At 67.4% G+C, this 25,639-nt stretch carries 19 protein-coding genes and 3 tRNA genes; 12 read left to right on the forward strand and 10 right to left on the reverse strand.

From position 1 onward, the window contains the following. Positions 1-31: 31 nt before the first annotated feature. From clpP to MMF98_RS06540, 8 genes are all read left to right on the forward strand, one after another. Positions 32-640 carry an ATP-dependent Clp endopeptidase proteolytic subunit ClpP gene (gene clpP / locus MMF98_RS06505; RefSeq protein ID WP_243305427.1) on the forward strand — a complete coding sequence of 203 codons (609 nt, stop codon included), beginning with the start codon at positions 32-34 and terminating at the stop codon, positions 638-640. A 115-nt stretch (positions 641-755) separates the two neighbouring features. Beyond that, on the forward strand, positions 756-2,021 hold the full coding sequence (gene clpX, locus MMF98_RS06510) for an ATP-dependent Clp protease ATP-binding subunit ClpX (RefSeq protein WP_243305428.1): 1,266 nt from the start codon (positions 756-758) through the stop codon (positions 2,019-2,021). Positions 2,022-2,155: 134 nt separating this feature from the next. Continuing rightward, positions 2,156-4,585: an endopeptidase La gene (gene lon, locus MMF98_RS06515; RefSeq protein ID WP_243305429.1), complete on the forward strand. Its 2,430-nt coding sequence runs from the start codon at positions 2,156-2,158 to the stop codon at positions 4,583-4,585. 97 nt (positions 4,586-4,682) lie between these two features. Beyond that, positions 4,683-4,758, forward strand: a tRNA-Gly gene (locus MMF98_RS06520). A gap of 57 nt (positions 4,759-4,815) precedes the next feature. After that, positions 4,816-4,889, forward strand: a tRNA-Cys gene (locus tag MMF98_RS06525). Positions 4,890-4,947: 58 nt separating this feature from the next. Continuing rightward, positions 4,948-5,040: transfer RNA gene (locus tag MMF98_RS06530), tRNA-Leu, on the forward strand. Positions 5,041-5,060: 20 nt separating this feature from the next. Continuing rightward, on the forward strand, positions 5,061-5,690 hold the full coding sequence (locus tag MMF98_RS06535; RefSeq protein ID WP_243305430.1) for a DUF6806 family protein: 630 nt from the start codon (positions 5,061-5,063) through the stop codon (positions 5,688-5,690). 102 nt (positions 5,691-5,792) lie between these two features. Further along, on the forward strand, positions 5,793-7,100 hold the full coding sequence (locus tag MMF98_RS06540; protein WP_243305431.1) for an MFS transporter: 1,308 nt from the start codon (positions 5,793-5,795) through the stop codon (positions 7,098-7,100). 111 nt (positions 7,101-7,211) lie between these two features. Here the strand turns inward: MMF98_RS06540 and murI are convergent, their stop codons facing one another. Both murI and MMF98_RS06550 read right to left on the reverse strand, forming a co-directional pair. Further along, positions 7,212-8,015, reverse strand: a complete 804-nt coding sequence (murI, locus tag MMF98_RS06545; protein WP_243305432.1) for a glutamate racemase — start codon at positions 8,013-8,015, stop codon at positions 7,212-7,214. Positions 8,016-8,031: 16 nt separating this feature from the next. After that, a complete protein-coding gene (locus MMF98_RS06550; RefSeq protein ID WP_243305433.1) occupies positions 8,032-9,573 on the reverse strand; it encodes a fumarate hydratase in 1,542 nt (513 codons plus the stop codon). Positions 9,574-9,701: 128 nt separating this feature from the next. Here MMF98_RS06550 and fumC point away from each other — a divergent pair, with 128 nt between their 5' ends. Further along, entirely contained in the window at positions 9,702-11,099 is a 1,398-nt protein-coding gene (gene fumC / locus MMF98_RS06555) for a class II fumarate hydratase (protein ID WP_243305434.1), read from the forward strand. 36 nt (positions 11,100-11,135) lie between these two features. Here fumC and proX read toward each other — a convergent pair whose 3' ends face one another. From proX to proV, 3 genes are all read right to left on the reverse strand, one after another. After that, the gene (gene proX, locus MMF98_RS06560) at positions 11,136-12,146 is read right to left on the reverse strand and encodes a glycine betaine/L-proline ABC transporter substrate-binding protein ProX (RefSeq protein ID WP_243305435.1); all 1,011 of its coding nucleotides are present in this window, start codon (positions 12,144-12,146) and stop codon (positions 11,136-11,138) included. 17 nt (positions 12,147-12,163) lie between these two features. Continuing rightward, the gene (proW, locus tag MMF98_RS06565; RefSeq protein ID WP_243305436.1) at positions 12,164-13,366 is read right to left on the reverse strand and encodes a glycine betaine/L-proline ABC transporter permease ProW; all 1,203 of its coding nucleotides are present in this window, start codon (positions 13,364-13,366) and stop codon (positions 12,164-12,166) included. A gap of 103 nt (positions 13,367-13,469) precedes the next feature. Further along, a complete protein-coding gene (gene proV, locus MMF98_RS06570) occupies positions 13,470-14,672 on the reverse strand; it encodes a glycine betaine/L-proline ABC transporter ATP-binding protein ProV (protein ID WP_243305437.1) in 1,203 nt (400 codons plus the stop codon). A gap of 449 nt (positions 14,673-15,121) precedes the next feature. Between proV and nhaA the strand changes: the two genes are divergently transcribed. Further along, positions 15,122-16,303, forward strand: a complete 1,182-nt coding sequence (nhaA, locus tag MMF98_RS06575) for a Na+/H+ antiporter NhaA (RefSeq protein WP_243305438.1) — start codon at positions 15,122-15,124, stop codon at positions 16,301-16,303. A 9-nt stretch (positions 16,304-16,312) separates the two neighbouring features. Here nhaA and MMF98_RS06580 read toward each other — a convergent pair whose 3' ends face one another. Then, positions 16,313-16,915 (reverse strand): TIGR00645 family protein, encoded by a 603-nt coding sequence (locus MMF98_RS06580; protein WP_243305439.1) that lies wholly within the window; start codon positions 16,913-16,915, stop codon positions 16,313-16,315. 182 nt (positions 16,916-17,097) lie between these two features. Here MMF98_RS06580 and acs point away from each other — a divergent pair, with 182 nt between their 5' ends. Next, a complete protein-coding gene (acs, locus tag MMF98_RS06585; protein WP_243305440.1) occupies positions 17,098-19,083 on the forward strand; it encodes an acetate--CoA ligase in 1,986 nt (661 codons plus the stop codon). A gap of 138 nt (positions 19,084-19,221) precedes the next feature. Here acs and MMF98_RS06590 read toward each other — a convergent pair whose 3' ends face one another. Beyond that, on the reverse strand, positions 19,222-19,527 hold the full coding sequence (locus tag MMF98_RS06590) for a c-type cytochrome (RefSeq protein WP_243305441.1): 306 nt from the start codon (positions 19,525-19,527) through the stop codon (positions 19,222-19,224). Between the two features lie 115 nt (positions 19,528-19,642). Between MMF98_RS06590 and MMF98_RS06595 the strand changes: the two genes are divergently transcribed. Next, complete coding sequence (locus tag MMF98_RS06595) at positions 19,643-19,885, forward strand: TIGR04438 family Trp-rich protein (protein WP_243305442.1); 243 nt, start codon at positions 19,643-19,645, stop codon at positions 19,883-19,885. Between the two features lie 70 nt (positions 19,886-19,955). Here MMF98_RS06595 and MMF98_RS06600 read toward each other — a convergent pair whose 3' ends face one another. The 3 genes from MMF98_RS06600 to MMF98_RS06610 are packed head-to-tail and all read right to left on the reverse strand — an operon-like array spanning position 19,956 to position 25,610. Continuing rightward, positions 19,956-23,075, reverse strand: a complete 3,120-nt coding sequence (locus MMF98_RS06600; protein WP_243305443.1) for an efflux RND transporter permease subunit — start codon at positions 23,073-23,075, stop codon at positions 19,956-19,958. Then, positions 23,072-24,259, reverse strand: a complete 1,188-nt coding sequence (locus MMF98_RS06605; RefSeq protein ID WP_243305444.1) for an efflux RND transporter periplasmic adaptor subunit — start codon at positions 24,257-24,259, stop codon at positions 23,072-23,074. Before MMF98_RS06605 ends, MMF98_RS06600 begins: the two co-directional genes overlap by 4 nt. Before the next feature lie 25 nt (positions 24,260-24,284). Further along, positions 24,285-25,610: a TolC family protein gene (locus MMF98_RS06610; protein WP_243305445.1), complete on the reverse strand. Its 1,326-nt coding sequence runs from the start codon at positions 25,608-25,610 to the stop codon at positions 24,285-24,287. Positions 25,611-25,639 lie beyond the last annotated feature (29 nt).

Consider the following 25,639-nt stretch of genomic DNA (forward strand, 5'->3'; position numbering starts at 1 on the left):
GTACAGTACCGACAGCATCTCTGGAGAAAACATGAGCGCACTGGAAACACAAGGCCTGGGCATGGTCCCGATGGTCATCGAGCAGTCGGGCCGTGGCGAGCGGTCCTACGACATCTATTCACGCCTGCTCAAGGAGCGGGTGATCTTCCTGGTGGGCGAGGTCAACGACCAGACCGCCAACCTGGTGGTGGCGCAGCTGCTGTTCCTGGAAAGCGAGAATCCGGACAAGGACATCTCGTTCTACATCAACTCCCCGGGCGGCTCGGTCAGCGCCGGCATGGCGATCTTCGACACCATGAACTTCATCAAGCCCGACGTCTCCACCCTGTGCTGCGGTTTCGCGGCCAGCATGGGCGCCTTCCTGCTGGCGGCCGGCGCCAAGGGCAAGCGCTTCTCGCTGCCGAATTCCAAGATCATGATCCACCAGGTACTGGGCGGCGCGCGCGGCCAGGCGACGGACATCGAAATCCACGCCCGCGACATCCTCAAGACCAAGGATCAGATGAACCGCATCCTGGCCGAGCGCACCGGCCAGTCGCTGGAAAAAATCACGCGCGACACCGAGCGCGACTATTTCCTGTCGGCCGACGAGGCGAAGGACTACGGCCTGGTCGACCAGGTGATCGCAAAGCGCGCCTAGCACGCACCCGTCAGCGAGGTTGCATGGCTGCAACGGCGTTTTCTGTAACAGAAAGCGCCGTTTTTATTTGGTTATCATTCAGAAACTACCCGTAACAAGGCAAGGCGCCCCCCACATGGCCGAGAAAAAAGGCTCTTCCAGCGAAAAAACCCTGTACTGCTCCTTTTGCGGCAAAAGCCAGCACGAGGTGAAGAAGCTCATCGCTGGCCCGTCCGTCTTCATTTGCGACGAGTGCATCGACCTGTGCAACGAAATCATCCGTGACGAACTGCCGGTGGGCGACGAGGCGCGCGAAGCGCGCGGCGACCTGCCCACGCCGGTCGAGATCAAGACCAACCTGGACAACTACGTGATCGGCCAGGAGGCCGCCAAGCGCGCCCTGTCGGTGGCGGTCTACAACCACTACAAGCGCCTGCGCCACAAGGAAAAGGCCAAGAAGGACGATGTCGAGCTCACCAAGAGCAACATCCTGCTGATCGGCCCCACCGGCTCGGGCAAGACCCTGCTGGCGCAAACCCTGGCGCGCATGCTCGACGTGCCGTTCGTGATGGCCGATGCCACCACGCTGACCGAAGCCGGCTACGTCGGCGAGGACGTCGAGAACATCATCCAGAAGCTGCTGCAGAGCTGCAACTATGAAGTGGAGCGGGCCCAGCGCGGCATCGTCTACATCGACGAAATCGACAAGATCTCGCGCAAGTCCGACAACCCGTCCATCACGCGCGACGTGTCGGGCGAGGGCGTGCAGCAGGCCCTGCTCAAGCTGATCGAAGGCACCATGGCCAGCGTGCCGCCGCAGGGCGGGCGCAAGCACCCCAACCAGGACTTCATCCAGCTCGACACCACCAACATCCTGTTCATCTGCGGCGGCGCGTTCGCGGGCCTGGAGAAGGTGATCGAGAACCGCACCGAGGCCTCGGGCATCGGCTTCGGCGCCGCGGTCAAGAGCAAGCAGCAGCGCAGCCTGACCGAGGTGTTCCGCGAGGTGGAGCCCGAGGACCTGATCAAGTTCGGCCTGATCCCCGAGCTGGTGGGGCGCATGCCCGTGGTGGCCACGCTGTCGGAGCTCAGCGAGGAGGCCCTGGTGCAGATCCTGACCGAGCCCAAGAACGCGCTGATCAAGCAGTATGGCAAGCTGCTGGCCATGGAAGGTGTGGACCTGGAGATCCGGCCCAACGCGCTCAAGGCCATCGCCAAGAAGGCGCTGGCGCGCAAGACCGGCGCGCGCGGCCTGCGGTCGATCCTGGAGCAATCGTTGATCGACACCATGTTCGAGCTGCCCAACACCTCGAACGTGGACAAGGTGGTGGTGGACGAATCCACCATCGAAGAGAACAAGCCGCCCCTGCTGGTGTACCGCGAGGCGGCCAAGAAGGCCTGATTGCGCAAGCGGGATCGGGCCATTCCACCGGTGAAGACCCCGTCCCCATCAACCCTTCGACCGGCATTGCGATGCCGGTGGGTTGAAAATCACCGTCCGCTGACCATATTCAACAGGTAAACACAAGGATTCCCATGTCCGGTCATACCCCCCTGTCTGCCACGCCGATCGACCTGCCGCTGCTGCCGCTGCGCGATGTGGTCGTGTTCCCCCATATGGTGATTCCGCTGTTCGTGGGTCGCCCCAAGAGCATCAAGGCGCTCGAATCGGCCATGGAGGCCGAGCGCCGCATCATGCTGGTGGCGCAAAAGGCAGCGGCCAAGGACGAGCCCTCGGTGTCGGACATGTTCGACGTCGGCTGCGTGTCCACCATCCTGCAGATGCTCAAGCTGCCCGACGGCACCGTGAAGGTGCTGGTCGAGGGCCAGCAGCGCGCCCGGGTCAACAAGATCGAGGAAGGCGAGTCGCATTTCACCGCCAACGTCTCTCCGGTGGAGGCGGTCGAGCCGTCGCAGATCGCGCACGAGAAGACCAGCGAGGTCGAGGCGCTGCGCCGCGCCGTGATGCAGCAGTTCGACCAGTACGTCAAGCTCAACAAGAAGATCCCGCCCGAGATCCTCACCTCGATCTCCAGCATCGACGATCCGGGCCGCCTGGCCGACACCATCGCTGCGCACCTGCCGCTCAAACTCGACAACAAGCAGGTCGTGCTGGACCTGGCCGACATCAAGCCGCGCCTGGAGAACCTGTTCGAGCAGCTCGAGCGCGAGGTCGACATCCTGAACGTCGACAAGAAGATCCGCGGCCGCGTCAAGCGCCAGATGGAGAAGAACCAGCGCGACTTCTACCTCAACGAGCAGGTCAAGGCCATCCAGAAGGAGCTCGGCGAAGGCGAGGAGGGCGCGGACATCGAGGAGATCGAGAAGAAGATCAAGCTCGCCAAGATGCCCAAGGAAGCCCTCAAGAAAGCCGAAGGCGAGCTCAAGAAGCTCAAGCTGATGTCGCCGATGTCGGCCGAGGCCACCGTGGTGCGCAACTACATCGACGTGCTGATCGGCCTGCCCTGGAGCAAGAAGACCAAGATCAAGCACGACCTGGGCAATGCCGAGACCGTGCTCAACGAGGACCACTACGGCCTCGAAAAGGTCAAGGACCGCATCCTCGAGTATCTCGCGGTGCAGCAGCGCGTCGACAAGGTCAAGGCGCCGATCCTGTGCCTGGTCGGCCCCCCGGGCGTGGGCAAGACCTCGCTCGGCCAGTCGATCGCCAAGGCGACCGGGCGCAAGTACGTGCGCATGGCGCTGGGCGGCATGCGCGACGAGGCCGAGATCCGCGGGCACCGCCGCACCTACATCGGCGCCATGCCGGGCAAGGTGCTGCAGAGCCTGGGCAAGATCGGCACGCGCAATCCGCTGTTCCTGCTGGACGAGATCGACAAGCTCGGCACCGATTTCCGCGGCGACCCGTCGAGCGCGCTGCTCGAGGTGCTCGACCCCGAGCAGAACCACACCTTCGGCGACCACTATGTGGAAGTCGATTTCGACCTGAGCGACGTGATGTTCGTCGCCACCTCGAACTCGATGAACATTCCGCCGGCCCTGCTGGACCGCATGGAAGTCATCCGCCTGTCGGGCTACACCGAGGACGAGAAGACCAGCATCGCCGTGAAGTACCTGCTGCCCAAGCAGCTCAAGAACAACGGCGTGAAGGACGAGGAACTGCTCGTCACCGAGGAAGCCGTGCGCGACATCGTGCGCTACTACACGCGCGAGGCCGGCGTGCGCTCGCTCGAGCGCGAGCTGTCCAAGATCTGCCGCAAGGTGGTCAAGGGCCTGCAGCTCAAGAAGATGACGCCGCAGGTCACGGTCACGGCCGACAACCTCAACGACTTCCTGGGCGTGCGCAAGTTCACCTATGGCCGCGCCGAGCAGCAGAACCAGGTGGGCCAGGTTGTGGGCCTGGCCTGGACCGAAGTCGGCGGCGACCTGCTGACCATCGAGGCCGCTCTGATGCCCGGCAAGGGCGTCATCACCCGCACCGGCTCGCTGGGCGACGTGATGAAGGAGTCGGTCGAGGCCGCGCGCACCGTGGTGCGCAGCCGTTCGCGCCGCCTGGGCATCCGCGACGAGGTGTTCGAGAAGAAGGACATCCATATCCACGTGCCCGACGGCGCCACGCCCAAGGACGGTCCGAGCGCCGGCGCGGCGATGACCACGGCCTTCGTCTCGGCGCTCACCGGCATCCCGGTGCGCGGCGACGTGGCCATGACCGGCGAGATCACGCTGCGCGGCGAAGTCACCGCCATCGGCGGGCTCAAGGAAAAGCTGCTGGCCGCGCTGCGCGGCGGCATCAAGACCGTGCTGATCCCCGAAGAGAACGTGAAGGACCTGCAGGAGATCCCCGAGAACGTGAAGAACGGCCTCGAGATCGTGCCGGTGAAATGGATCGACAAGGTGCTGGAAGTGGCGCTGGAGCGCGTGCCCACGCCGCTGCCCGACGACGAGCCCGTGGTGGCTGCTGCCGCTGCTGCGCCGGCGGCCGTGCCGGAGGCGGTCAAGCACTGAGGATGATTTTTTGCAATTTGATGGACGCCTTGCAAAAGGGCCAAAAAATTGTATATAATTCAAGTCTTGCAAGCGAACAACAACGCAAGCAAGCAATGCGGGAATAGCTCAGTTGGTAGAGCGCAACCTTGCCAAGGTTGAGGTCGAGAGTTCGAGACTCTTTTCCCGCTCCACATTCCGAAAGGGAAGCGAAAGCTTCCCTTTTTTGTCAAGAGAGACGGAAAAATCCTGGCGCGATAGCAAAGCGGTTATGCACCGGATTGCAAATCCGATTAGCCCAGTTCGACTCTGGGTCGCGCCTCCAGAGACCCAGCCCCGCCAACCCACGTTGCCGGGGCTGTTTTGTTTGACAATAGACTGTGGCCCGGATGGTGAAATTGGTAGACACAGCGGACTTAAAATCCGCCGCTTTCCCGAAAGGGAGCGTACCGGTTCGACCCCGGTTCCGGGCACCACACCGATGGAGAGCCGCCCTATGACACGCTACAACGCCCCCTATGAAATCCATGTGCACGGCGACGTGCCCCTGCGCGCCGATGTGGGCTTCGAGCAGCTGCAGGATGCGCTCAAGCCGCTGTGGAAATACGCCGGTGCGCGTTCGCTGGCCGACGGCGCCACCAGCATCTACGAAGAAGAGCCCGGCATCAAGTTCGATGCGCACGAGCACCTGCTGCAGGTGTGCTGGACCGTGCCCGGCGACGAGGATTTCCGCCAGGCGCTGGACGACATGTGCATGAGCCTCAACGAGCTGACCGAGCGCGGCGCGGCGGTCGAAGTCACGTTCTACGACGCCGAGTTCGACGAGGAGGACGAGGAGTCCGGCGCCGAGGCGCGCGACGATTTTCTGCTGCTGTTCGTCGGCCCCACGCCCGCGGCCATCATGCAGGCGCAGCGCGACCTGCTGGTGCAGGACGTGGTGAACCTCATGGAACGCCATTTCGACGGCTCCGAACTCGGCGGCGTGGTCGCCGAAATCGACAAGCTGTTCACGCAGCGCTTCGATGCGCTCGTCGACTCGCTGGAAATCGGCAAGCCGCCGCGCAGTCCGGGCGGCGGCCATGGCGGCTTCAGCCACGGCGGCCGCAAGCCGCGCCACCTGCACTGACCGCGCCCCTGCGGCGGCAGGCCCGGCCGCCCGGCTGGGCCGCCGCGGCCTGACGGCTGTCATGCCCGTCGGCTATGCTTGGCCTCCTTTCAGGAGCAGCGCATGGCCCTCTTTTCCCAGGATGCCCTCAACCCCGGTGTCGCCAAGCGCGAGGTGTTCGGCTGGGCCATGTACGACTTCGCCAACTCGGGCTACACCACGGTCGTGATCACCGCGGTGTTCGCGGCCTACTTCGTCGGCGGCATCGCGGGCAAGGCCGAATGGGCCACCTTCGCCTGGACGGCGGCGCTCAGCATCTCCTACGCCATCGTGATGCTCACCATGCCCTCGCTCGGGGCCTACGCCGACCTGCGCGCGGCCAAGAAGCGGCTGCTGATGCTCACCACGGCCGGCTGCGTGGCCACCACGGCGGCGCTGGCCCTGGCGGGGCCCGGCAGCGTGGCGCTGGCCATGGTGCTGGTGATCGTCTCCAACACCTTCTACTCCTACGGCGAATCGCTCACGGCGGCCTTCCTGCCCGAGCTGGCGCGGCCCGAGGCCCTGGGCAAGGTCAGCGGCTGGGGCTGGGGCTTCGGCTACTTCGGCGGCATGCTGGCGCTGGGCCTGAGCCTGGCCTACGTGATCTGGGCGCAGGGGCAGGGCATCAGCGCCGACCGCTTCGTGCCGGTCACGCTGCTGATCACGGCCGTGCTCTACGGGGCGGCCTCGCTGGTCACCTTCCGGCTGCTGGGCGAGCGCGCCCGGCCCAATCCGGCGGCGCTGCGGCAAAGCGGCCTTCGCGCCTCGCTGGCCCAGCTTGGCAGCACCTTCCGCCAGGCGCGCCGCTTCAAGGATTTCATGTGGCTGCTGGTCTGCGCCGTGTTCTACCAGGGCGGCGTGGCGGTGGCCATCGCGCTGGCGGCCATCTATGCCGAGCATGTGATCGGCTTCAAGCAGCAGGAGACCATGGTGCTGATCTTCGTGCTCAACCTCGCGGCGGCGGGCGGCGCCTTCGCCTTCGGCTACTGGCAGGACCGCATCGGCCACAAGCTAGCGCTGTCGGTGACGCTGCTGGGCTGGATCGCCACCTGCGTGATCGCGGCCGCCGCCACCACCAAGGGCGGCTTCTGGTGGGCTGCGGCCATCGCGGGCCTGTGCATGGGCTCCAGCCAGTCGGCCGGGCGCGCCATGGCTGGCATGTTCGCGCCCGAGAAGCAACTGGCCGAGTTCTACGGTCTGTGGACCTTCGCGATCCGCCTGGCCAGCATCATCGGCCCGCTGAGCTATGGCGCGATCACCTGGATGACCGGCGGCGACCAGCGCACGGCCATCCTGTCGACCGCCGTGCTGTTCGTCGCGGGCCTGCTGCTGCTGATGCCCGTCAACGTGAAGCGCGGGCGCGAGGCGGCCTTGCTGGCGGGCCGGGCCTGACGCCGGTCACTATCAATTTAATAGCTGAAGAAGACCGCTGGACCAGGACATCAGGCCGATTTGATGCAGATTTTCGCCTGAAGGAGCCCTGCGGAGCCGGTTCCCGGCGTTTCAGGCCAGCCAGCGCGCGGCAGCGGCCTCCAGGGCGCCGGGCCGGTCGGTGCCGAGCAGGCGCAGCTGGCCGCCGCCGGCCTCGTCGGTGGCCAGCAGCCCGGCGGCTTCGAGCCGCTGGCGCGTCTGGCGCGCCACGGGCTCGCCGGTGTCGACCAGCGTCACTTGCGGTCCGACCAGCGCACGCAGCACGTCGCTGGCGAAGGTGTAGTGGGTGCAGCCGAGCACCAGCGTGTCGATCTGCCCGTTTCCAGAGCCAAATGACCCCAAGGTCCTGGTGTACTGGTCGCACAGTGCTATGGTTTTCGTAGCATCGGCGGACTGGATCGCGTCGGCCAGCCCGTCGCAAGGCTGCACGATGAACTCGGCCTGGCCGGCCAGCGCCTCGTGCAGCGCACGGAACTTGGCGCTGGCCAGCGTGCCGCGCGTGGCCATGATGCCGATGCGCCCGGTGCGGCTCAGCGCGATGGCGGGCTTGAGGGCGGGCTCCACGCCGATGATGGGCAGATCCGGGTGCTCGGCCCGCAGCAGGTGCACGGCCGCGGTTGTGGCGGTGTTGCAGGCCACCACCAGCGCCTTGATGCCATGCTGCGCGCGCAGCTCCTGGGTGATGGCCTGCGAGCGCGCCGCCACGTAGGCGTCGCCGCGCTCGCCGTAGGGCGCGTGGCCGCCGTCGGAGAAGTAGACGAAGTCCTCGCGCGGCAGGCCGGCGCGCAGGGCCCGCAGGATGCTCAGGCCGCCGACGCCGCTGTCGAACACGCCCACCGGCCGGCGGGCACCCGGAAGAGGGCTGGTATCACCCATGGGGCGGGGCGGGCCGTCAGGCTGCGGCGACGGGGATGCTCTTGAACTCGCCGGTGGCGATCTTCTTCTGCCACTCGGCCGGGCCGGTGATGTGGGCGCTGGTGCCGCCCGCGTCCACCGCCACCGTCACGGGCATGTCGACCACGTCGAATTCATAGATGGCTTCCATGCCGAGGTCGGCGAAGCCCAGCACCTTGGCGGTCTTGATGGCCTTGCTCACGAGGTAGGCCGCGCCGCCCACCGCCATCAGGTAGGCGCTCTTGTGGTTGCGGATGGCCTCGATCGCCACGGGGCCGCGCTCGGCCTTGCCGATCATCGCGATCAGGCCGGTTTCCTTGAGCATCATGTCGGTGAACTTGTCCATGCGCGTGGCGGTGGTCGGGCCGGCCGGGCCGACGGCCTCGTCCTTCACCGGGTCCACCGGGCCGACGTAGTAGATCACGCGGTTGGTGAAGTCCACCGGCAGCTTCTCGCCTTTGGCCAGCATGTCCTGGATGCGCTTGTGCGCGGCGTCGCGGCCGGTCAGCATCTTGCCGTTGAGCAGCAGCGTGTCGCCGGGCTTCCAGCTCGCCACTTCTTCCTTGGTGAGGGTGTCGAGGTTGACGCGCCGGCTCTTGTTGTAGTCAGGTGCCCAGTTGACGTTGGGCCACAGGTCGAGCGAGGGCGCGTCGAGGTAGACCGGGCCGCTGCCGTCCATCACGAAATGCGCGTGGCGCGTGGCGGCGCAGTTGGGGATCATGGCCACGGGCTTGCTGGCCGCGTGCGTGGGGTACATCTTGATCTTGATGTCGAGCACCGTGGTGAGGCCACCCAGGCCCTGCGCGCCGATGCCCAGGGCATTGACCTTCTCGTACAGCTCCAGGCGCAGCTCCTCGGTCTTGTTCGAGGGGCCGCGCTGCAGCAGCTCGTACATGTCGATGTCGTCCATCAGCGATTCCTTGGCCATCAGCATGGCCTTCTCGGCCGTGCCGCCGATGCCCAGGCCCAGCATGCCGGGCGGGCACCAGCCGGCGCCCATGGTGGGCACGGTCTTGAGCACCCAGTCGACCAGCGAATCGCTCGGGTTGAGCATCACGAACTTGGACTTGTTCTCGCTGCCGCCGCCCTTGGCCGCGACGGTGATGTCGAGTTTGTCGCCGGGCACGATCTCGGTGAAGATCACCGCGGGCGTGTTGTCCTTGGTGTTCCTGCGGTCGAACTGCGGGTCGGCCACGACCGAGGCGCGCAGCGTGTTGTCGGGATGGTTGTAGCCGCGGCGCACGCCTTCGTTGATGGCGTCCTCCAGGCTGCCGCTGAAGCCTTCGAGGCGCACGTCCATGCCGATCTTGAGGAACACGTTGACGATGCCGGTGTCCTGGCAGATCGGGCGGTGGCCGGTGGCGCTCATGCGCGAGTTGGTCAGGATCTGCGCGATCGCATCCTTGGCCGCCGGGCTCTGCTCACGCTCGTAGGCGCGCGCCAGGTGGGCGATGTAGTCGGCCGGGTGGTAGTAGCTGATGTACTGCAGGGCGCCGGCGATGGACTCGATCAGGTCGTTTTGCTGGATGCGGGTGGTCATGGTGGTTCGTGAGGTCTGCGGTGGGCAACACCCATCGGATGAGAATTGCTTTTATTTACGGCTATGCTTGGCGGCTTTGGACAGGACGGGGCCGTCCAGTCCGCTATTTTGACAGGTCAGGCCATCCCATGAGCACACGCCCTTCCACCCGCACCGAACGCGACACTTTCGGGCCCATCGAGGTTCCGGCCGACAAGCTGTGGGGCGCGCAGACCCAGCGCTCGCTGCAGAACTTCGACATCTCCGGCGAGCAGCAGCCGCGCGAGATCATCAAGGCGCTGGCACAGGTGAAGCGGGCCTCGGCGATCGTCAACCACGCGCTGGGCCTGCAGGACGCGAAGAAGACCGAGGCCATCGTGGCGGCCGCCGACGAGGTCATCGCCGGCCGGCACCCGGGCGAGTTCCCGCTGGTGGTCTGGCAGACCGGCTCGGGCACGCAGACCAACATGAACGTCAACGAGGTGCTGGCCAACCGCGCCAGCGAGCTGCTCGGCGGCGAGCGCGGCGAGGGCCGCCTGGTGCACCCGAACGACGACGTGAACCGCAGCCAGTCGAGCAACGACGTGTTCCCCACGGCCATGCACGTGGCCGCCGTGGAAGCCATCACGCACAGGCTGCTGCCCGCCATCGCCAAGCTGCGCGGCACGCTGGAGCAGAAGTCGAAGGACTTCACCGACATCGTGAAGATCGGCCGCACCCACCTGCAGGACGCCACGCCGCTCACGCTGGGCCAGGAATTCTCGGGCTATGTGGCGCAGCTCGCGCATGGCGAGGCGCATGTGCGCGCCGCGCTGCCGCACCTGTGCGAACTGGCGCTGGGCGGCACGGCGGTGGGCACAGGGCTCAATGCGCCCAAGGGCTACGCCGAGCAGGTGGCGGCCGAGCTGGCGAAGCTCACCGGCCTGCCGTTCGTGACCGCGCCGAACAAGTTCGAAGCCATGGCCAGCGTCGACGCGCTGGTGCACGCCCACGGCGCGCTGAAGACGCTGGCCGCCAGCATGAACAAGATCGCCAACGACGTGCGCTGGCTCGCCAGCGGCCCGCGCAGCGGCATCGGCGAACTGAGCATTCCCGAGAACGAGCCGGGTTCGTCCATCATGCCGGGCAAGGTCAACCCGACGCAGAGCGAGGCTGTCACGATGCTGGCCGCGCAGGTGTTCGGCAACGACGTGGCCATCAACATCGGCGGCGCTTCGGGCAACTTCGAGCTCAATGTGTTCCGCCCGATGGTGGCGCACAACTTCCTGCAGAGCGTGCGCCTGCTGGCCGATGGCATGGTGAGCTTCAATGACCACTGCGCCGCGGGCATCGAGCCCAACCGCGAGCGCATCACGGAGCTGGTGCAGCGCTCGCTGATGCTGGTGACGGCGCTCAACACGCACATCGGCTACGACAAGGCCGCCCAGATCGCCAAGAAGGCGCACAAGGACGGCAGCAGCCTGCGCGAGGCGGCGCTGGCGCTGGGCCACGTCACAGCCGAGCAGTTCGACGCCTGGGTGGTGCCGGGCCACATGGTCGGGCGCTGAGAACGTGTTGACGTTCTGAGGCGCGCGGGGCCGGTGTCAGCGCGCCGCTGCGCGCGCGGTCTCGATCCAGCCGTCGAACAGCGCCTGGTGCCCCCGCACCCAGGCATCGACATGGTGCGCCACGTCCTGCGGCCGGTTCTCGCCGTCGCGCATGCGCAGGTTCTGCGCGTTGATGTCGGTCACCGGCAACTGCATGATCTCGAACAACTTCGCGGCCGCCGGGTTGGCCTCGGCAAAGGTGCGGTTGGCCACGATGCGCTGCGTGTTGGGCACGAAGCCGTAGTTGCGGCCGTTGGCCAGCCGCGTCTCTGTGCCCTGCTGTCCGCCCGGCAGCGCCGAGAACGGCACCTGCAGCCACACCACCTCGCGGCCCGGCCGCAGCACGCCGCTGACCCAGTAGGGCGTCCAGGTGTAGTAGAGGATGGGCTTGCCCTGCTGGTAGCGCGCAAGGGTGTCGGCCATGAGGGCCGGGTAGCTGCCTTGCACATGGGTGACGGTGGCGCGCAGCTGGTAGGCGTCGAGCTGGTGCTCGATCACGGCCTCGCAGCCCCAGCCGGGGTTGCAGCCGGTGAGGTCGGCCCGGCCGTCGCCGTTGCTGTCGAATAGCGCGGCGATCTTCGGGTCGCGCAGCTGCGCCAGGCTGGTGATGTGGTGCGCGTCGGCGGTCTTCTTGTCGATCAGGTAGCCCTGCACGGCGCCGGTGGAGTAGGTGCCCTGGCGCCACAGCCGGGCGTCGCCACCGGCGTTCTTGTAGAAGTCGGCGTGCAGCGGGTCCCAGTGGTCGGCGATGAAGGTGGCGTCGCCGTTGGCCACGGCCAGGTGGGCCGTCGGGTATTCCACCTCCTTGACGGGCTGCACCTCGTAGCCGAGTTTTTCCAGGGCCTTGGCGACGAGCAGGGTCTGGAAACTCTCCTCGGCGATCGGGCTTTGCAGCGGCTGGACCCGGATGCCGGCGCCGGGCAGGGCTTGGGCGCCAACGGGCAAGGCCAGGCACAGGCTGGCGGCCAGGGCCGCGGCGGCGCTGCGGGCGAGGGTGGGAAGGCTCATGCGGGAACTCCTTTTCTTCATGGCTGGCCGCTGGCGAGTGCGGGCGCGGCGGGCATGACGGGCATCGCGGCCGGCGCCAGGCGCTGCCGCAGCAGCGGACGCAGCACCAGGCCCACCGGACCGCTCTGGTACCAGCGCCGTGCGCCACGCCTGGGCTGGCCCATGGACTGCGTGAGGCGGTCCAGCGTGATGGCCAGCAGCACGATGCCCAGGCCGCCCACGGTGGCCAGGCCCATGTCGAGGCGGCCGATGCCGCGCAGCACCATCTGGCCCAGGCCGCCGACGGCGATCATGGAGGCGATCACCACCATCGATAGCGACAGCATCAGCGCCTGGTTGATGCCGGCCATGATCGACGGCATGGCCAGCGGCAACTGCACTTTCATGAGCAGTTGCCAGGGCGAGGCGCCGTAGGCGCGCGCGGCCTCCACCAGGTCGGGGCGCACCTGGCGGATGCCCAGGCTGGTCAGGCGCACCAGCGGCGGCAGCGCGAAGATGATGGTGACGATCACCCCCGGCACGTTGCCGATGCCGAACAGCATGACCACTGGCACCAGGTAGACGAAGGCCGGCGTGGTCTGCATCGCATCGAGCAGCGGGCGCGTGAGGCGCTGGGCGCGTTCGCTGTGTGCCAGCACGATGCCCAGCGGCAGGCCGATGGCCAGGCAGAACACCAGCGAAGTCAGCACCAGCGACAGCGTGACCATGGCTTCGGGCCAGATGCCGAGCATGGCCACCAGCAGCAGCGACACCACGGTGCCGATGGCCAGCACCCGGCCCGCCAGCTGCCAGGCCAGCAGCCCGAGCAGGGCGATCATGGCCAGCGAGGGCACGCTCTGCAGCAGGCCCTCCACCGAGTTCAGCGTACCGTCGATGGGAGCGCGCACGGTCTGGAAGAACGGGCGGAAATGCAGCACCACCCAGTCCAGCCCCTGGTTGATCCAGGACTCGACCGGCAGCGAGCCGTCCCACAGCCGGCTCAGGTGAAAGCCCGTGGCCGCATCGGCGCCAGGGCTGCCGGGCAGCAGGGCCGGCGCGTCCAGCCAGTCGGTGCTGCCGGCCGCGCTGAGGTTCTGCCAGGGGTCGTCGTTCAGCGGCGCCACCGCGGCGGCGGGCGCATCCCAGGGCGCGGGGGCATCGGTGCCGGCCGTCAGCGGCGGCAACCCCGGCGGGGCCGTGAGGAGGTGGGAAGAGGTGTCAATGGACAGGTTGTCGTTCATGGTGAAAACCTTCGCGAGGGAAAAGGGGCGGCGCGGCCGGGGGCCGGGCTGCGGCGGATGGGGCGGATGGGGCGGGCGCGGGCGGATGGGGCGGGCGCGGGCGTCAGGGCTGCGTGCCGCGATCGAGGAACTTGAGCAGCGTGTTCTTGCTGATCGCGCCGCAGAAGCGGCCGCTCCCGTCGACCACGGGCAGCGCATAGGGCGCCTGCGCCACCTGCCCGAACAGGCCGTTCACCGGCTCGCTCGCGGGCAGCGGCGCCACGCCGCCCAGGTAGGCGTGCGACAGGCCGAGCGGGCCCACGTGGCCGTCCAGCGCCTCGCGCAGCGAGTCGGCCGACACCATGCCGAGAAATACTTGGCCGGGGCTGACCACATAGGCGTAGTCGCGGTCCTGGTCTTCCAGCATCTTGAGTGCGGCGCGCGCCCCCCGGCCCGGCTGTTCGGACACCACGACCTGGCTCTTGCGCGCGATGTCGCCGGCCTTGAACACGGCCGCGGCATCCACGCCGCGCACGAAGCTGCGCACGTAGTCGTTGGCCGGGTGGCGCAGGATGTCTTCCGGCGTGCCGACCTGGATCACCTGGCCGTCCTTCATGATGGCGATGCGGTCGCCGATGCGCATGGCCTCGTCGAGGTCGTGCGAGATGAAGACGATGGTGCGCCGGCGCACCTGCTGCAGGCGCAGCAGCTCGCTCTGCATATCGGTGCGGATGATGGGGTCGAGGGCCGAGAAGGCCTCGTCCATCAGCAGGATGGACGGATCGGAGGCCAGCGCCCGGGCCAGGCCCACGCGCTGCTGCATGCCGCCGGAAAGCTCGTCGGGGTAGCTGTCGCCCCAGCCGGCCAGCCCGACCTGGGCCAGCGCCTGGTCGGCCTGCTCCAGCCGCTCGGCCCGGCCCACGCCCGCGAGTTCCAGCCCGAAGGCGGTGTTCTCGCGCACCGTCATGTGCGGCATGAGGGCGAACGACTGGAACACCATGCTGATGTCCTTGCGGCGCAGCGCGCGCAGCCGGGCGCCCGAGTGTTCGTTGATGTCGCTGCCGTCGATGATGATGCGGCCCGAGGTTGGCTCGATCAGCCGGTTGAGCAGCCGCACCAGCGTGGATTTGCCGGAGCCCGACAGGCCCATGATGACGAAGATCTCGCCCGCGGCGATGTGCAGGCTGGCGTCGAAGACACCGATGGAGTTGCCGGTCCGGGCCAGGATGTCCTGTTTGGACAGGCCTTGCCGGACCAGTTCAAGAGCGGCTTCGGGCTCGTCGCCGAAGACCTTGAACACATGATCGATCACGATTTCTTTTGCCACGCGCCTGGGCTCCTTGTGTGAAGGGTTGACACAGCGCCGCCAGGATGGGCGGCAGGGTGGGCGGGCCCAGAGCCCGATGCGGCGGCTCACCCGGGCCCGTGGGGGCCTGGATGGCGCAATGGCGTGGTCACCGGCAGAGACGGTGGAGGCCGGGCAGGCGCTGAAAACGGCTTGGCGAAGACAGTGCCTGTCGTGCGCTTCAAAAGGGGCCTGTCGGACGGCTTCTGAATGACGCGGCATCGGGGCCGGAGGGCCGGCCGGGGTGACGGGCGCAGGGCCCGACTTGACGATTTGCCAGCAGATGCCGGCAAATGACCTAGTTCATAGGTTGTAAAACAAGCAGTAATTATAATTTAACGTCATGATCGAGTCAAGGCCGGCGCCGGATCATGGCGGCACGGCCGTTCGCCGCACCGGCTCAACACGCTTTCGCCCTCCCGGGAGTTTCCATGCTCGACACCCTCCAGCGCGCCCTGCGGCGCTTCATGCATGCCCCTTCTTCGGGCGGCGTGGTGCTGGCGCTGGCTGCGCTGGCCGCCCTGGTGGTCAGCAATTCGGGCTGGAGCGGGTTCTACGAGCAGTTTCTGAACCTGCACGGAGAGGTCCGCATCGGCGGCGATGCGCTGGTGCTGTCCAAGCCGCTGCTGCTGTGGGTGAACGACCTGTGGATGGCGGTGTTCTTCTTCCTGGTGGGGCTGGAGATCAAGCGCGAGCTGCTCGACGGTGAACTCGCGTCGCGCAGCCAGGCGCTGCTGCCTGCCGGCGCCGCGCTCGGCGGCATGGTGGTGCCGGCGCTGATCTACGCGGCCATCAACCGGGGCGACGGCGTGGCTCTGCGCGGCTGGGCCATTCCGGCGGCCACCGACATCGCCTTCGCGCTGGGCATTCTGATGCTGCTGGGCCGCCGCGTGCCGGCCTCGCTCAAGGTGTTTCTCACGGCCGTCGCCATCATCGACGACCTCGGCGCGATTCTCGTGATCGCGTTCTTCTACACGGCGAACCTGTCGCCCGGCATGCTGCTGATGGCCGCCGCCGGCGGCGCCGTCCTGCTGGCGCTGAACCGGGCGCGGGTGATGAGCATCGGCCCCTACGTGGTGGTGGGGCTGGTGATCTGGGTCTGCGTGCTCAAGTCGGGCATCCACGCCACGCTCGCCGGGGTGATCACCGCGCTGGCCATCCCCCTGGACGATGGCCGGGGCCGCTCGCCGCTGAGGACGGCCGAGCACGCGCTGCACCCCTGGGTGGCCTTTGCCGTGCTGCCCATGTTCGCGTTCGCCAATGCCGGCGTTTCGCTGCAGGGCGTCACGCCGGGCACCTTGCTGCAGACCGTGCCCCTGGGCATCGTGGCGGGCCTGCTGGTGGGCAAGGCGGTCGGCGTGTTCGGCGCCTCGTGGCTGCTGATCCGCCATGCCGGCGCGCGGCTGCCCAGCGAGGCGAGCTGGGGCCAGTTCTTCGGGGTCTGCGTGCTGTGCGGCGTGGGCTTCACCATGAGCCTGTTCATCGGCGCGCTGGCGTTCGAGGGGCAGGACGCGGCCTACGAGACCCAGCTCAAGCTGGGCGTCCTGGCGGGCTCCCTGCTGTCGGGCCTGCTGGGCTCGGCCCTGCTGCTGCGCCGCCCGCGCGGCGCCTGAGCCCGGGGCTCAGTGCGCCTCGTACTGGCTGGCCATCAGCTTGTCGGTGTAGGCGATCGCCATGGCCGACAGCAGGAAGGCGATGTGGATCGACGTCTGGGCAATCAGCACGCGGTCGGTGTAGTTGTCGGCGTTGATGAAGGTCTTGAGGAGGTGGATCGAGCTGATGCCGATGATGGACATCGCCAGCTTGACCTTCAGCACCGAGGCATTCACATGGCTGAGCCACTCGGGCTGGTCGCGGTGGCCTTCCAGGTTCATGCGGCTCACGAACGTCTCGTAGCCGCCGATGATCACCATGATCAGCAGGTTGGAAATCATCACCACGTCGATCAGGGCCAGGACCACCAGCATGATGACGGTCTCGTTGAGCGTCGTGATCGGCGCCGTGGTCTTGTAGCCGATGCTGGTGACCAGCGCCTCGAGCGCGGTTTCGCTGCCAAAGGCCGCCATGACCAGGTGCTCCAGTTCGACGATGAAATGCACCACGTATACCGCCTGGGCCACGATCAGGCCCAAATAGAGAGGCAGCTGGAGCCAGCGGCTGGCGAAGATCAGATTGGGCAGGGGGCGCAGGGGAGAGGTCTTGTTGTTCGGGCGGAGATCGGACATGGCAGGGCGCCGGTCGGCGAGGGGAGTGGGTTGTCGGGCAGCCGAAATTGTAGGGGTGCTTTGTGACTGCCTGCGCCATCCCGCGGCGTGGGGTAAATTTGTAAGCTTGGCGCCAGTCAGTGGCTTGTAAGTGCAGGCCCCGACATTACCGCGCAGTTCACATTAACCTGAGGAGACAACTCATGAGCGCCATTGAGTCGGTACTGGTCGAAAACCGCGTCTTTCCCCCGCCCGCCGCCGCCGTGCAGGGCGCGCGCATTTCGGGCATGGAGGCGTACAACGCGCTGTGCGATGAGGCCGGCAAGGATTTCAACGGATTCTGGGCCAGGCTGGCGCGCGAGAACGTGGTGTGGAACAAGCCTTTCACCCGCACGCTCGACGAATCGAACGCGCCGTTCTACAAGTGGTTCGACGACGGCGAGCTCAACGCCTCGGCCAACTGCCTCGACAAGCACATCGGCACGCCCACCGAAAACAAGACAGCGATCATCTTCGAAGCCGATGACGGCGCCGTGACCAGCATCACCTACAAGGAACTGCTGGCGCGTGTGGGCCAGTTCGCCAACGCGCTCAAGGCGCAGGGCATCCAGAAGGGTGACCGCGTCATCATCTACATGCCGATGACGGTGGAGGGCGTGATCGCCATGCAGGCCTGCGCGCGCATCGGCGCCACCCACAGCGTGGTGTTCGGCGGCTTCTCGGCCAAGGCCCTGAACGAACGCATCATCGATGCCGGCGCCGTGGCCGTCATCACTGCCAACTTCCAGATGCGCGGCGGCAAGGAACTGCCGCTCAAGGCCATCGTGGACGACGGCATCGCCATGGGTGGCTGCACCACGCTGCGCAGCGTGCTGGTGTTCATGCGCACGCCCACGGCCTGCGCCATGGTCGCGGGCCGCGACAAGACGTTCGACGAGGCGCTCCAGGGCCAGAGCAGCGACTGCGCGCCGGTGCCGGTGGGCGCCGAGCATCCGCTGTTCATCCTCTACACCTCGGGCTCCACCGGCAAACCCAAGGGCGTGCAGCACGCCACGGGCGGCTACCTGCTGTGGGCCAAGCTCACGATGGACTGGACTTTTGACATTAAGCCGGCGGACGTCTTCTGGTGCACCGCCGACATCGGCTGGATCACGGGCCACACCTACGTGGCCTATGGGCCGCTGGCCGCCGGCGCGACGCAGCTCATCTTCGAGGGCGTGCCCACCTGGCCGCATGCGGGCCGCTTCTGGCAGATGATCGAGAAGCACCAGGTCACGGTGTTCTACACCGCGCCCACGGCGATCCGCTCGCTGATCAAGGCGGCCGAGACCGACGAGAAGGTTCATCCGAAGAACTGGAACCTGTCGTCGCTGCGCATTCTGGGCAGCGTGGGCGAGCCGATCAACCCCGAGGCCTGGATGTGGTACCACCGGAACGTCGGCGGCGAGCGCTGCCCGATCGTCGACACCTTCTGGCAGACCGAAACCGGCGGCCATGTCATCACGCCGCTGCCGGGCGCCACGCCGCTGGTGCCGGGCTCGTGCACGCTGCCGCTGCCGGGCATCATGGCCGCGATCGTGGACGAGACCGGCAAGGACATCCCGAACGGCTCGGGCGGCATGCTGGTGATCAAGCGGCCCTGGCCCTCGATGATCCGCACCATCTGGGGCGACCCCGAGCGCTTCAAGAAGAGCTACTTCCCCGAGGAAATGGGCGGCACGATCTACCTGGCCGGCGACGGCGCTGTGCGCTCGGAAGACCGCGGCTACTTCCGCATCACGGGGCGCATCGACGACGTGCTCAACGTCTCGGGCCACCGCCTGGGCACGATGGAGATCGAGTCGGCACTGGTGTCCAAGACCGACCTCGTGGCCGAGGCCGCCGTGGTGGGCCGTCCCGACGACCTGACGGGCGAGGCCGTGTGCGCCTTCGTGGTGCTCAAGCGCTCGCGCCCCACGGGCGAGGAAGCCAAGCAGATCGCCAACGAACTGCGCAACTGGGTGGCCAAGGAGATCGGCCCGATCGCCAAGCCCAAGGACATCCGCTTCGGCGACAACCTGCCCAAGACGCGCAGCGGCAAGATCATGCGTCGCCTGCTGCGCAGCATTGCCAAGGGCGAGGCCATCACGCAGGACACCTCGACGCTGGAAAACCCCGCCATCCTGGAGCAACTGGCCGAAAAGCTCTGACCGCCAACCGCATCGCCAGCCGGAGGTTGCTATCAAAAGAAGAGCGGAAGATGACCGCCCGACAAGGACCTCCGGCCGATAATGCATGAAAAAAGCCCGCTGGATGCAGCGGGCTTTTTTTCTGGAGGCGGGGCAGGCTTATTTGAGCGTCAGGATCCAGCCGGCCAGCTTCTTGGCCTCGGCGTCATTGACCTGCGTGTTGGCCGGCATCGGCACGGCGCCCCACACGCCCGAGCCGCCCTTGATGATCTTGGCGGAGAGCTTGTCCACGGCGTCTTTCTGGCCGGCGTACTTGGCGGCGACGTCCTTGAAGGCGGGGCCGACCAGCTTCTTGTCCACCGAATGGCAGGCCATGCAGTTCTTGGCCGTGGCCAGGGCCTGATCGGCCAGCGCGGGGACGGCTGCCGTTGCAGCGAGAACCAGCGTAAACAGGGCACGTTTCATCGTTTTCCTCGTGGGTTGAGTTACAGTTCTTCAACGTGATTGTAGTGATTGCCGTTGACCGGGCTGTAATGCCCCTGTAAAGCATGTCAGCGGCCAGAATCCCCCGGAGGCTGTGATGTATTTGTTGGGCATCGGAATCGTCTTACTGCTGCTGAAGTACCTGGAGGTCGGGGTCGTCGCAGGCTGGGACTGGTGGATCGTGCTGGCGCCGTTCGGGCTGGCGGTGGCCTGGTGGGCCTGGGCCGACTGGTCGGGCTACACCAAGAAGAAGGCCATGGAAAAAATGGACAAGCGCAAGCAGGAGCGCATCAGCAAGAACCGCGAAGCCATGGGGCAGGGCGTCAAGCGGCGCAAATGACCCTGGCCTTCGCCGCCGCCCGCAGGCGGCGAAGGCAGGCCCGGCGCGCCGCCGAGCCTCAGGCTTCGTCTCAGGCCTTGTGGCGGCGCAGTCCCCAGGCGCGCACCACCAGGTAGATCACCGGCAGCACCAGCAGCGTGAGCAGCGTGGTGGTCAGCATGCCGCCCACGATCACCAGCGCCAGCGGGCGCTGCGCCTGCGAGCCGATGGCGTGCGACATGGCGGCCGGCAGCAGGCCCAGGCCGGCCAGCAGGGCCGTCATCAGCACCGGGCGCATGCGCAGCGCCGCGCCGTCGAGCACCGCCTGGCGCAGGGTCTCGCGGGTCAGCCGGCCGGCTTCTTCCAGGCGTTCGTCGAGCAGCTTGCGCACGTAGGCGATCAGGATCACGCCATCCTGGATCGCGATGCCGAACAGCGACAGGAAGCCGATGGCCGCCGAGATCGACAGGTCCTCGCCCGCAAGGTAGAGCGCCGTGATGCCGCCGATGGCCGCGAACGGCACGTTGATCAGCACGATGCTCGCGTCGCGGAAGCTGTTGAAGGCGAAGAACAGCAGGATCAGGATCACGCCCAGCGTGGCGGGAATGATGATCGACAGCTTGGACTGCGCTTCCTTCATCTGGTCGAACTGGCCCGCCCATTTGAGCGAGTAGCCGCGCGGCAGCTCGACTTCCTTGGCGATGCGTGCCTGCAGCTCGGCCACGGTGCTGCCCAGGTCGCGGTCGCGGATGCCGAACTTCACCGCCATGTAGCGCTTCGCTCCCTCGCGGTAGACGAAGAACGGGCCATTGGTCTGCTCGATCTTTGCCAGCATGGACAGCGGGATGCGCGAACCGTCGGGCGCGTCCACCAGCAGCTGGCCCAGCCGGTCGGCGCTGGCGCGCTCGTTCTGCGGCAGGCGCACCGCCACGTCGACGCGGCGCTCGCCTTCCAGCACCGTGGTGGCGACGCCGCCGCCGATGGCGTTGCTGATGACGTTCTGCAGGTCCGACACATTGACGCCGAAGCGTGCGCAGGCGGCCCGGTCGATGGTGATGTTGAGCGTGGGCTGGCCCAGGGCGCGCAGGATGCCGGCATCGACCACGCCGGGCGTGTCGTCGAGCACCTTCTCGATCTGCTCGGCCAGCGCGGTCAGCTGGCCCAGGTCGGCGCCGAAGATCTTCACCGAGTTCTCGCCCTTGACTCCTGACAGCGCCTCGGCCACGTTGTCCTGGATGTACTGCGAGAAGCTCACGTCGACGCCGGGAATGGTGTCGAGCTGGGCCTGCAGGCGCCGCACCACGTCTTCGCGGGTCACGCCCACCGGCCATTCGCCAGGCTCCTTGAAGGCCAGCGAGTATTCCTGGTTGAACACGCCGGTGGCATCGGTGCCGTCGTCGGGGCGGCCGATCTGGGCCGTGACGTTGCGTACTTCGGGCTGGCGCAGGAACAGCTCGCGCAACTGCTTGCTGACCTTCACCGAGTAGTTCATGTCCACCGTGGTGGGCAGGGTCACGCGGATCCAGAGGTTGTTTTCCTCCAGCGTGGGCAGGAAGGAGGTGCCTAGCCGCGTGAGCAGGAACAACGCGACGCCGAAGGCCGCGAGCGCGGCGAACAGCACCCGCTTGGGCCGGTCGAGCATGGCGCCGGCCAGGCGCCGGTAGCCGTTGAGCATGCTGATGAAGTACTTGGGCTCGTGCAGCTGGCTGGCGCTCTTGTAGGCGAACGAGGCCATGGCCGGCACCAGCGCCAGCGCCAGCACGATGGACGCGAGCATCGCCACGCCCATGGTCATGCCCATGGGATGGAAGATCTTGCCTTCCACGCCGCCCAGGATGAACAGCGGCGAGTAGGCCACGATGATGATGCTGGTGGAGAAGACCACCGGCCGCTGCACCTCGGCCACGGCGGCGACGATGGCCTCCTTGACGGTGGCGTATTTTTTCTCCTCGATGGTGCGGATGATGTTCTCGATCACGATCACCGCCGCATCGACGATCAGGCCGAAGTCCACCGCGCCGAGCGAGATCAGGTTGGCCGGGATGCCGACCTGGGTCATGCCGATGAAGGCGGCGCACAGGCCCAGCGGGATCACCATGGCCACGATCAGCGCGCCGCGGAAGTTGGCCAGGAAGGCGTACAGCACCATCAGCACCAGGGCCATGCCCACGACCAGCGTGTGCTGCACGGTGTCCACCGTCAGGTCCAGCAAATGCTGGCGGTCGTAGAACGGCGTGATCTGCACGCCCGCCGGCAGGGCGCCCGCGTTGAGTTCGTTGATGCGCTCGCGCACCTTGCCCAGCACCTCGCTGGCGTTGCCGCCGCGGCGCATCAGCACGATGGCCTCGACGATGTCGTCCTTCTCGTTCTGCGCCACCTGGCCCAGGCGCGGCGCGTAGCCGGCGCTGACCTCGGCCACGTCGCCCACGCGCACCGGCACGCCGCTGTTGGTGGCGATCACGATGTTCTTCACGTCCTCGAGCGTGCGCAGCATGCCCACGCCGCGCACCACCACGCGCTGGCTGCCAGTGTTCAGCACGTCGCCGCCGGCATTGCCGTTGCCGCTTTGCACCGCGGCCATGAGCTGGGCCAGTGTCACGTTGTACAGCTGCAGGCGCCCGGGGTCGGGGATCACCTGGTACTGCTTGACGCGGCCGCCGAACGCCGTCACGTCGGCGATGCCGGGCACGGTCTTGATGGCCTTGTAGATGGTCCAGTCCTGCAGGGTCTTGACCGAGGTCGGATCCCAGCCGGGCGCGTCGATGCGGTAGCGCAGGATCTCGCCCAGCGCATCGGCGTCGGGCGAGAAGTCGGGTGTCACGTTGTCGGGCAGGTTGATGCCCTGCAGGTACTGCTGCACGTTGTTGCGTGCCACGAACGAGCTCACGCCGTCGTTGAACTGCACCGTGACCACGCTCAGCCCGAACAGCGAGATCGAGCGGAAGGCCTTGACGTCGGGCAGGCCGGCCAGCGCCGTCTCGATCGGGATGGTCAGCTGCTGCTCGACTTCCAGCGTGCTGCGGCCGGCCCATTGGGTGATGACCTGCACGTTGAGCGGCGAGACGTTCGGGTAGGGCTCGATCGGCAGCTTGCGAAAGGCCTGGATGCCGGCCAGCAGCAGGGCCACGCAGGCGGCCGCCACCAGCCAGCGGCGGTCGATCATGAGCCGGGCCAGCTTGTGGGCCCAGGTGTTGGTGGCCTGCTCGCTCATGAGCCGGCCCCGGCGCGGGTCGAGCCCAGCGGGTTGCTGGCCGGCTTGCCGGGCTGGGGATTGGTGATGCCGCGGTCCATCAGCACGCTGCCTTCGATGACGACCCGGTCATTGGCCTGCAGGCCGCGCGTCACGGCCAGGTGGCCGGCGTCGTTGGCCGGCGCCACCTCGACCGAGACCCGCTCGAAGCGCTGCGGCTCGCGCTGCACGATGACGAAGGATTCGGCGCCGTCCTGCACCACTGCGGCACGCGGCACCACCGGTAGCTGGCGCTCCTGCATGGACACTTCGGCGCGGGCGAACATGTCGGGCTTGAGGGCTCCGTTCGGGTTGGGCAGGTCCACGCGGATATTGACGGCGTGGGTCTGCGGATCGACCGACGGCGCGATGAAGCTCACGCGCCCGCGCAGCGGCGCGCCCGGCGCCAGGCCGGTGACCTGGATGTCGACCATCTGGCCTTCGTGCAGGCGCGGCAGGTCGGCCTCGAACACATTGCCCAGGAACCACAGCGAGGACAGGTCGGCGATGGTGCCCAGCGAGCCGCCGGTGTCGAGGTAGCCGCCCGGATCCACGTTGCGCTTGATGAAGCGGCCGCTGATGGGTGCCCGGACCACGAGGTGCTGCTGCGCGCTGCCGCTGCGGTCGAGCTGCTCGATGTCGGCGGGGCTGGCGCCCAGCACCTGGAGCTTGTTGCGCGCGCCGGCGAGCGTGGCCTGCGCGTCTTCCAGCAGGTCGGAGGTGGACTGGGTGTTGAGCATGCGCACCGCGCTGCGCGCCAGCAGGAACTCGTTCTGCGCCGAGATGAACTCGGGGCTGTACAGCCAGGCGATGGCTTCGCCGGCCTTGACGCTGGCGCCTTCGAACACGGCGATCCGGTCGATGCGCCCGGCCAGCCGCGCCGATACCTGGTTGATGCGCATGCCGTTGAGCGCGAGCTTGCCGCTCAGGCGCAGGGCGTCGCGCACGGTCTGGAGCTGGGCCGGAACGACCTCCACCAGGCTTTGGCCGAGGCGCGCCTGGCTCGGCGTCGGCACGGGCTGGACGGCGGCCACCGCGGCCGCGACGGGGGTTTCCGGGCCGGCCGGCCGGGCGGCCGGCAGCAGCGACCTGGCGCCAAAGGCACCCAGCAGCAGGCCTGCCACGCCGGTCGCGGCGGCAGCGGCCCATGTCTTCTTGTTCATCATGGTCGTGTTTCCTTGGGGTGTCGGGCTACAGGTCGCCGATGGCGGTGTCCAGCGCAACGCGCGCCTGCAGCGCGACCGAGCGCGCCTGCAGCGCAGCGAATTCGGCACTGCGCATGGCGTTGTAGGCGTTGATGACGTCGATGTATGCGGTCTGGCCGGTGCCATAGTTGGTGAGCGTCAGCCGGTAGGCGACGCGGGCCTGTTCCAGCAGGCGGCCTTCGATCAGCTTGAGCTGCTCAAGGCTCTGGGTCCACTGGAAGTAGGCGGTGTCCACCGCCAGCAGGGCCTGCTGGCGCAGGGACTCGTCCGCGTCGCGCGCCGAGCCGAGCTGGGCCTTGGCCTGGTCGATCAGGTTGCGCTCCTTGCGGCCGAAATACAGCGGGAAGGTCACGCCCACGCTGATACCGTAGGACTCGTTGTTGCCAAAGCCCCAGGGCGGCGCGGCCGAGTTGAACGACAGCGCGACGTTGAAGTCGGGCCGCGAGCCGAGTTCGGCCAGGTCCACGCTGCGCTGGGCTCCCTCCAGCGTGAACTGCGAGGCCTTGAGCGCCGGGTTGCGCGTCAGCGCCGCCTCGCGCAGCGTGTCGAGGTTCGGCACCTGGCGCTCCGGAACCATGTCCTGCGTGGGAAGGGCCAGGGGCATGCCGGGCGGCCGCCCGATGAGCCCGCCGATCTGCGCCGCCAGCGTCTGGGCCTGGCGCTCCAGCCCCAGCAGGTCGGTGCGCAGCTGTTCTTCCGTGACCTGGGCGTTGATGTAGTCGGCATAGGCCGCCGCGTTCTGCGCATAGCGCAGGCGCGTGATCTGCTTGATCTGTTCGAGCCGGTCGAGCTGGGTCCGCGACAGGCGGATCTGGGCCTGGTTGGCCTGCCACGAGAACCAGGCGGTCTTGAGCTGCCCGACCAGCTGGACCAGCAGCGACTCGGTCTCGGCCCGGGCCTGATGGGCCTGTGCCTGGACGATGTCGCCACTCAGGCGCTTCTTGCCGGGCCAGTACAGGTTCTGCGAGAGCGACCAGCTCATGCTTTCGGAGGTGCCGATGGCAAAGGGGTTGTGGCGCAGCGGCCCCTGGTTGACGGTGAAGGTCGGGTTGTCGGGCGCGCGCGCGGGCTCGACGCCGAACTGCGTGGCTCGGGCCGCGCCCTGGGCCGAGCGCAGCTGTGGATTGTTCCGTTTCAGTTCGTCCACCAGGGCGGGCAGGGTCCAGGTGGCGCCTGCGGGGCTGGTGGCCTCGACGGCCTGGGCCGGCAGGCCCTGGGCCTGCAGCGCGGGCGTGCACAAGAGGCCGAACAGCAGGGCGAGGCTGAAGCCGCAGCGTCGGTGATGCGCCGTGTAATGAAAGTGTCGTGCCATGGCAAACTCCTGCGCGGATTGTGCGGGCG

The sequence above is a fragment of the Variovorax terrae genome, assembly GCF_022809125.1.
GTDB classification, from domain to species: Bacteria; Pseudomonadota; Gammaproteobacteria; order Burkholderiales; family Burkholderiaceae_C; genus Variovorax_A; species Variovorax_A terrae.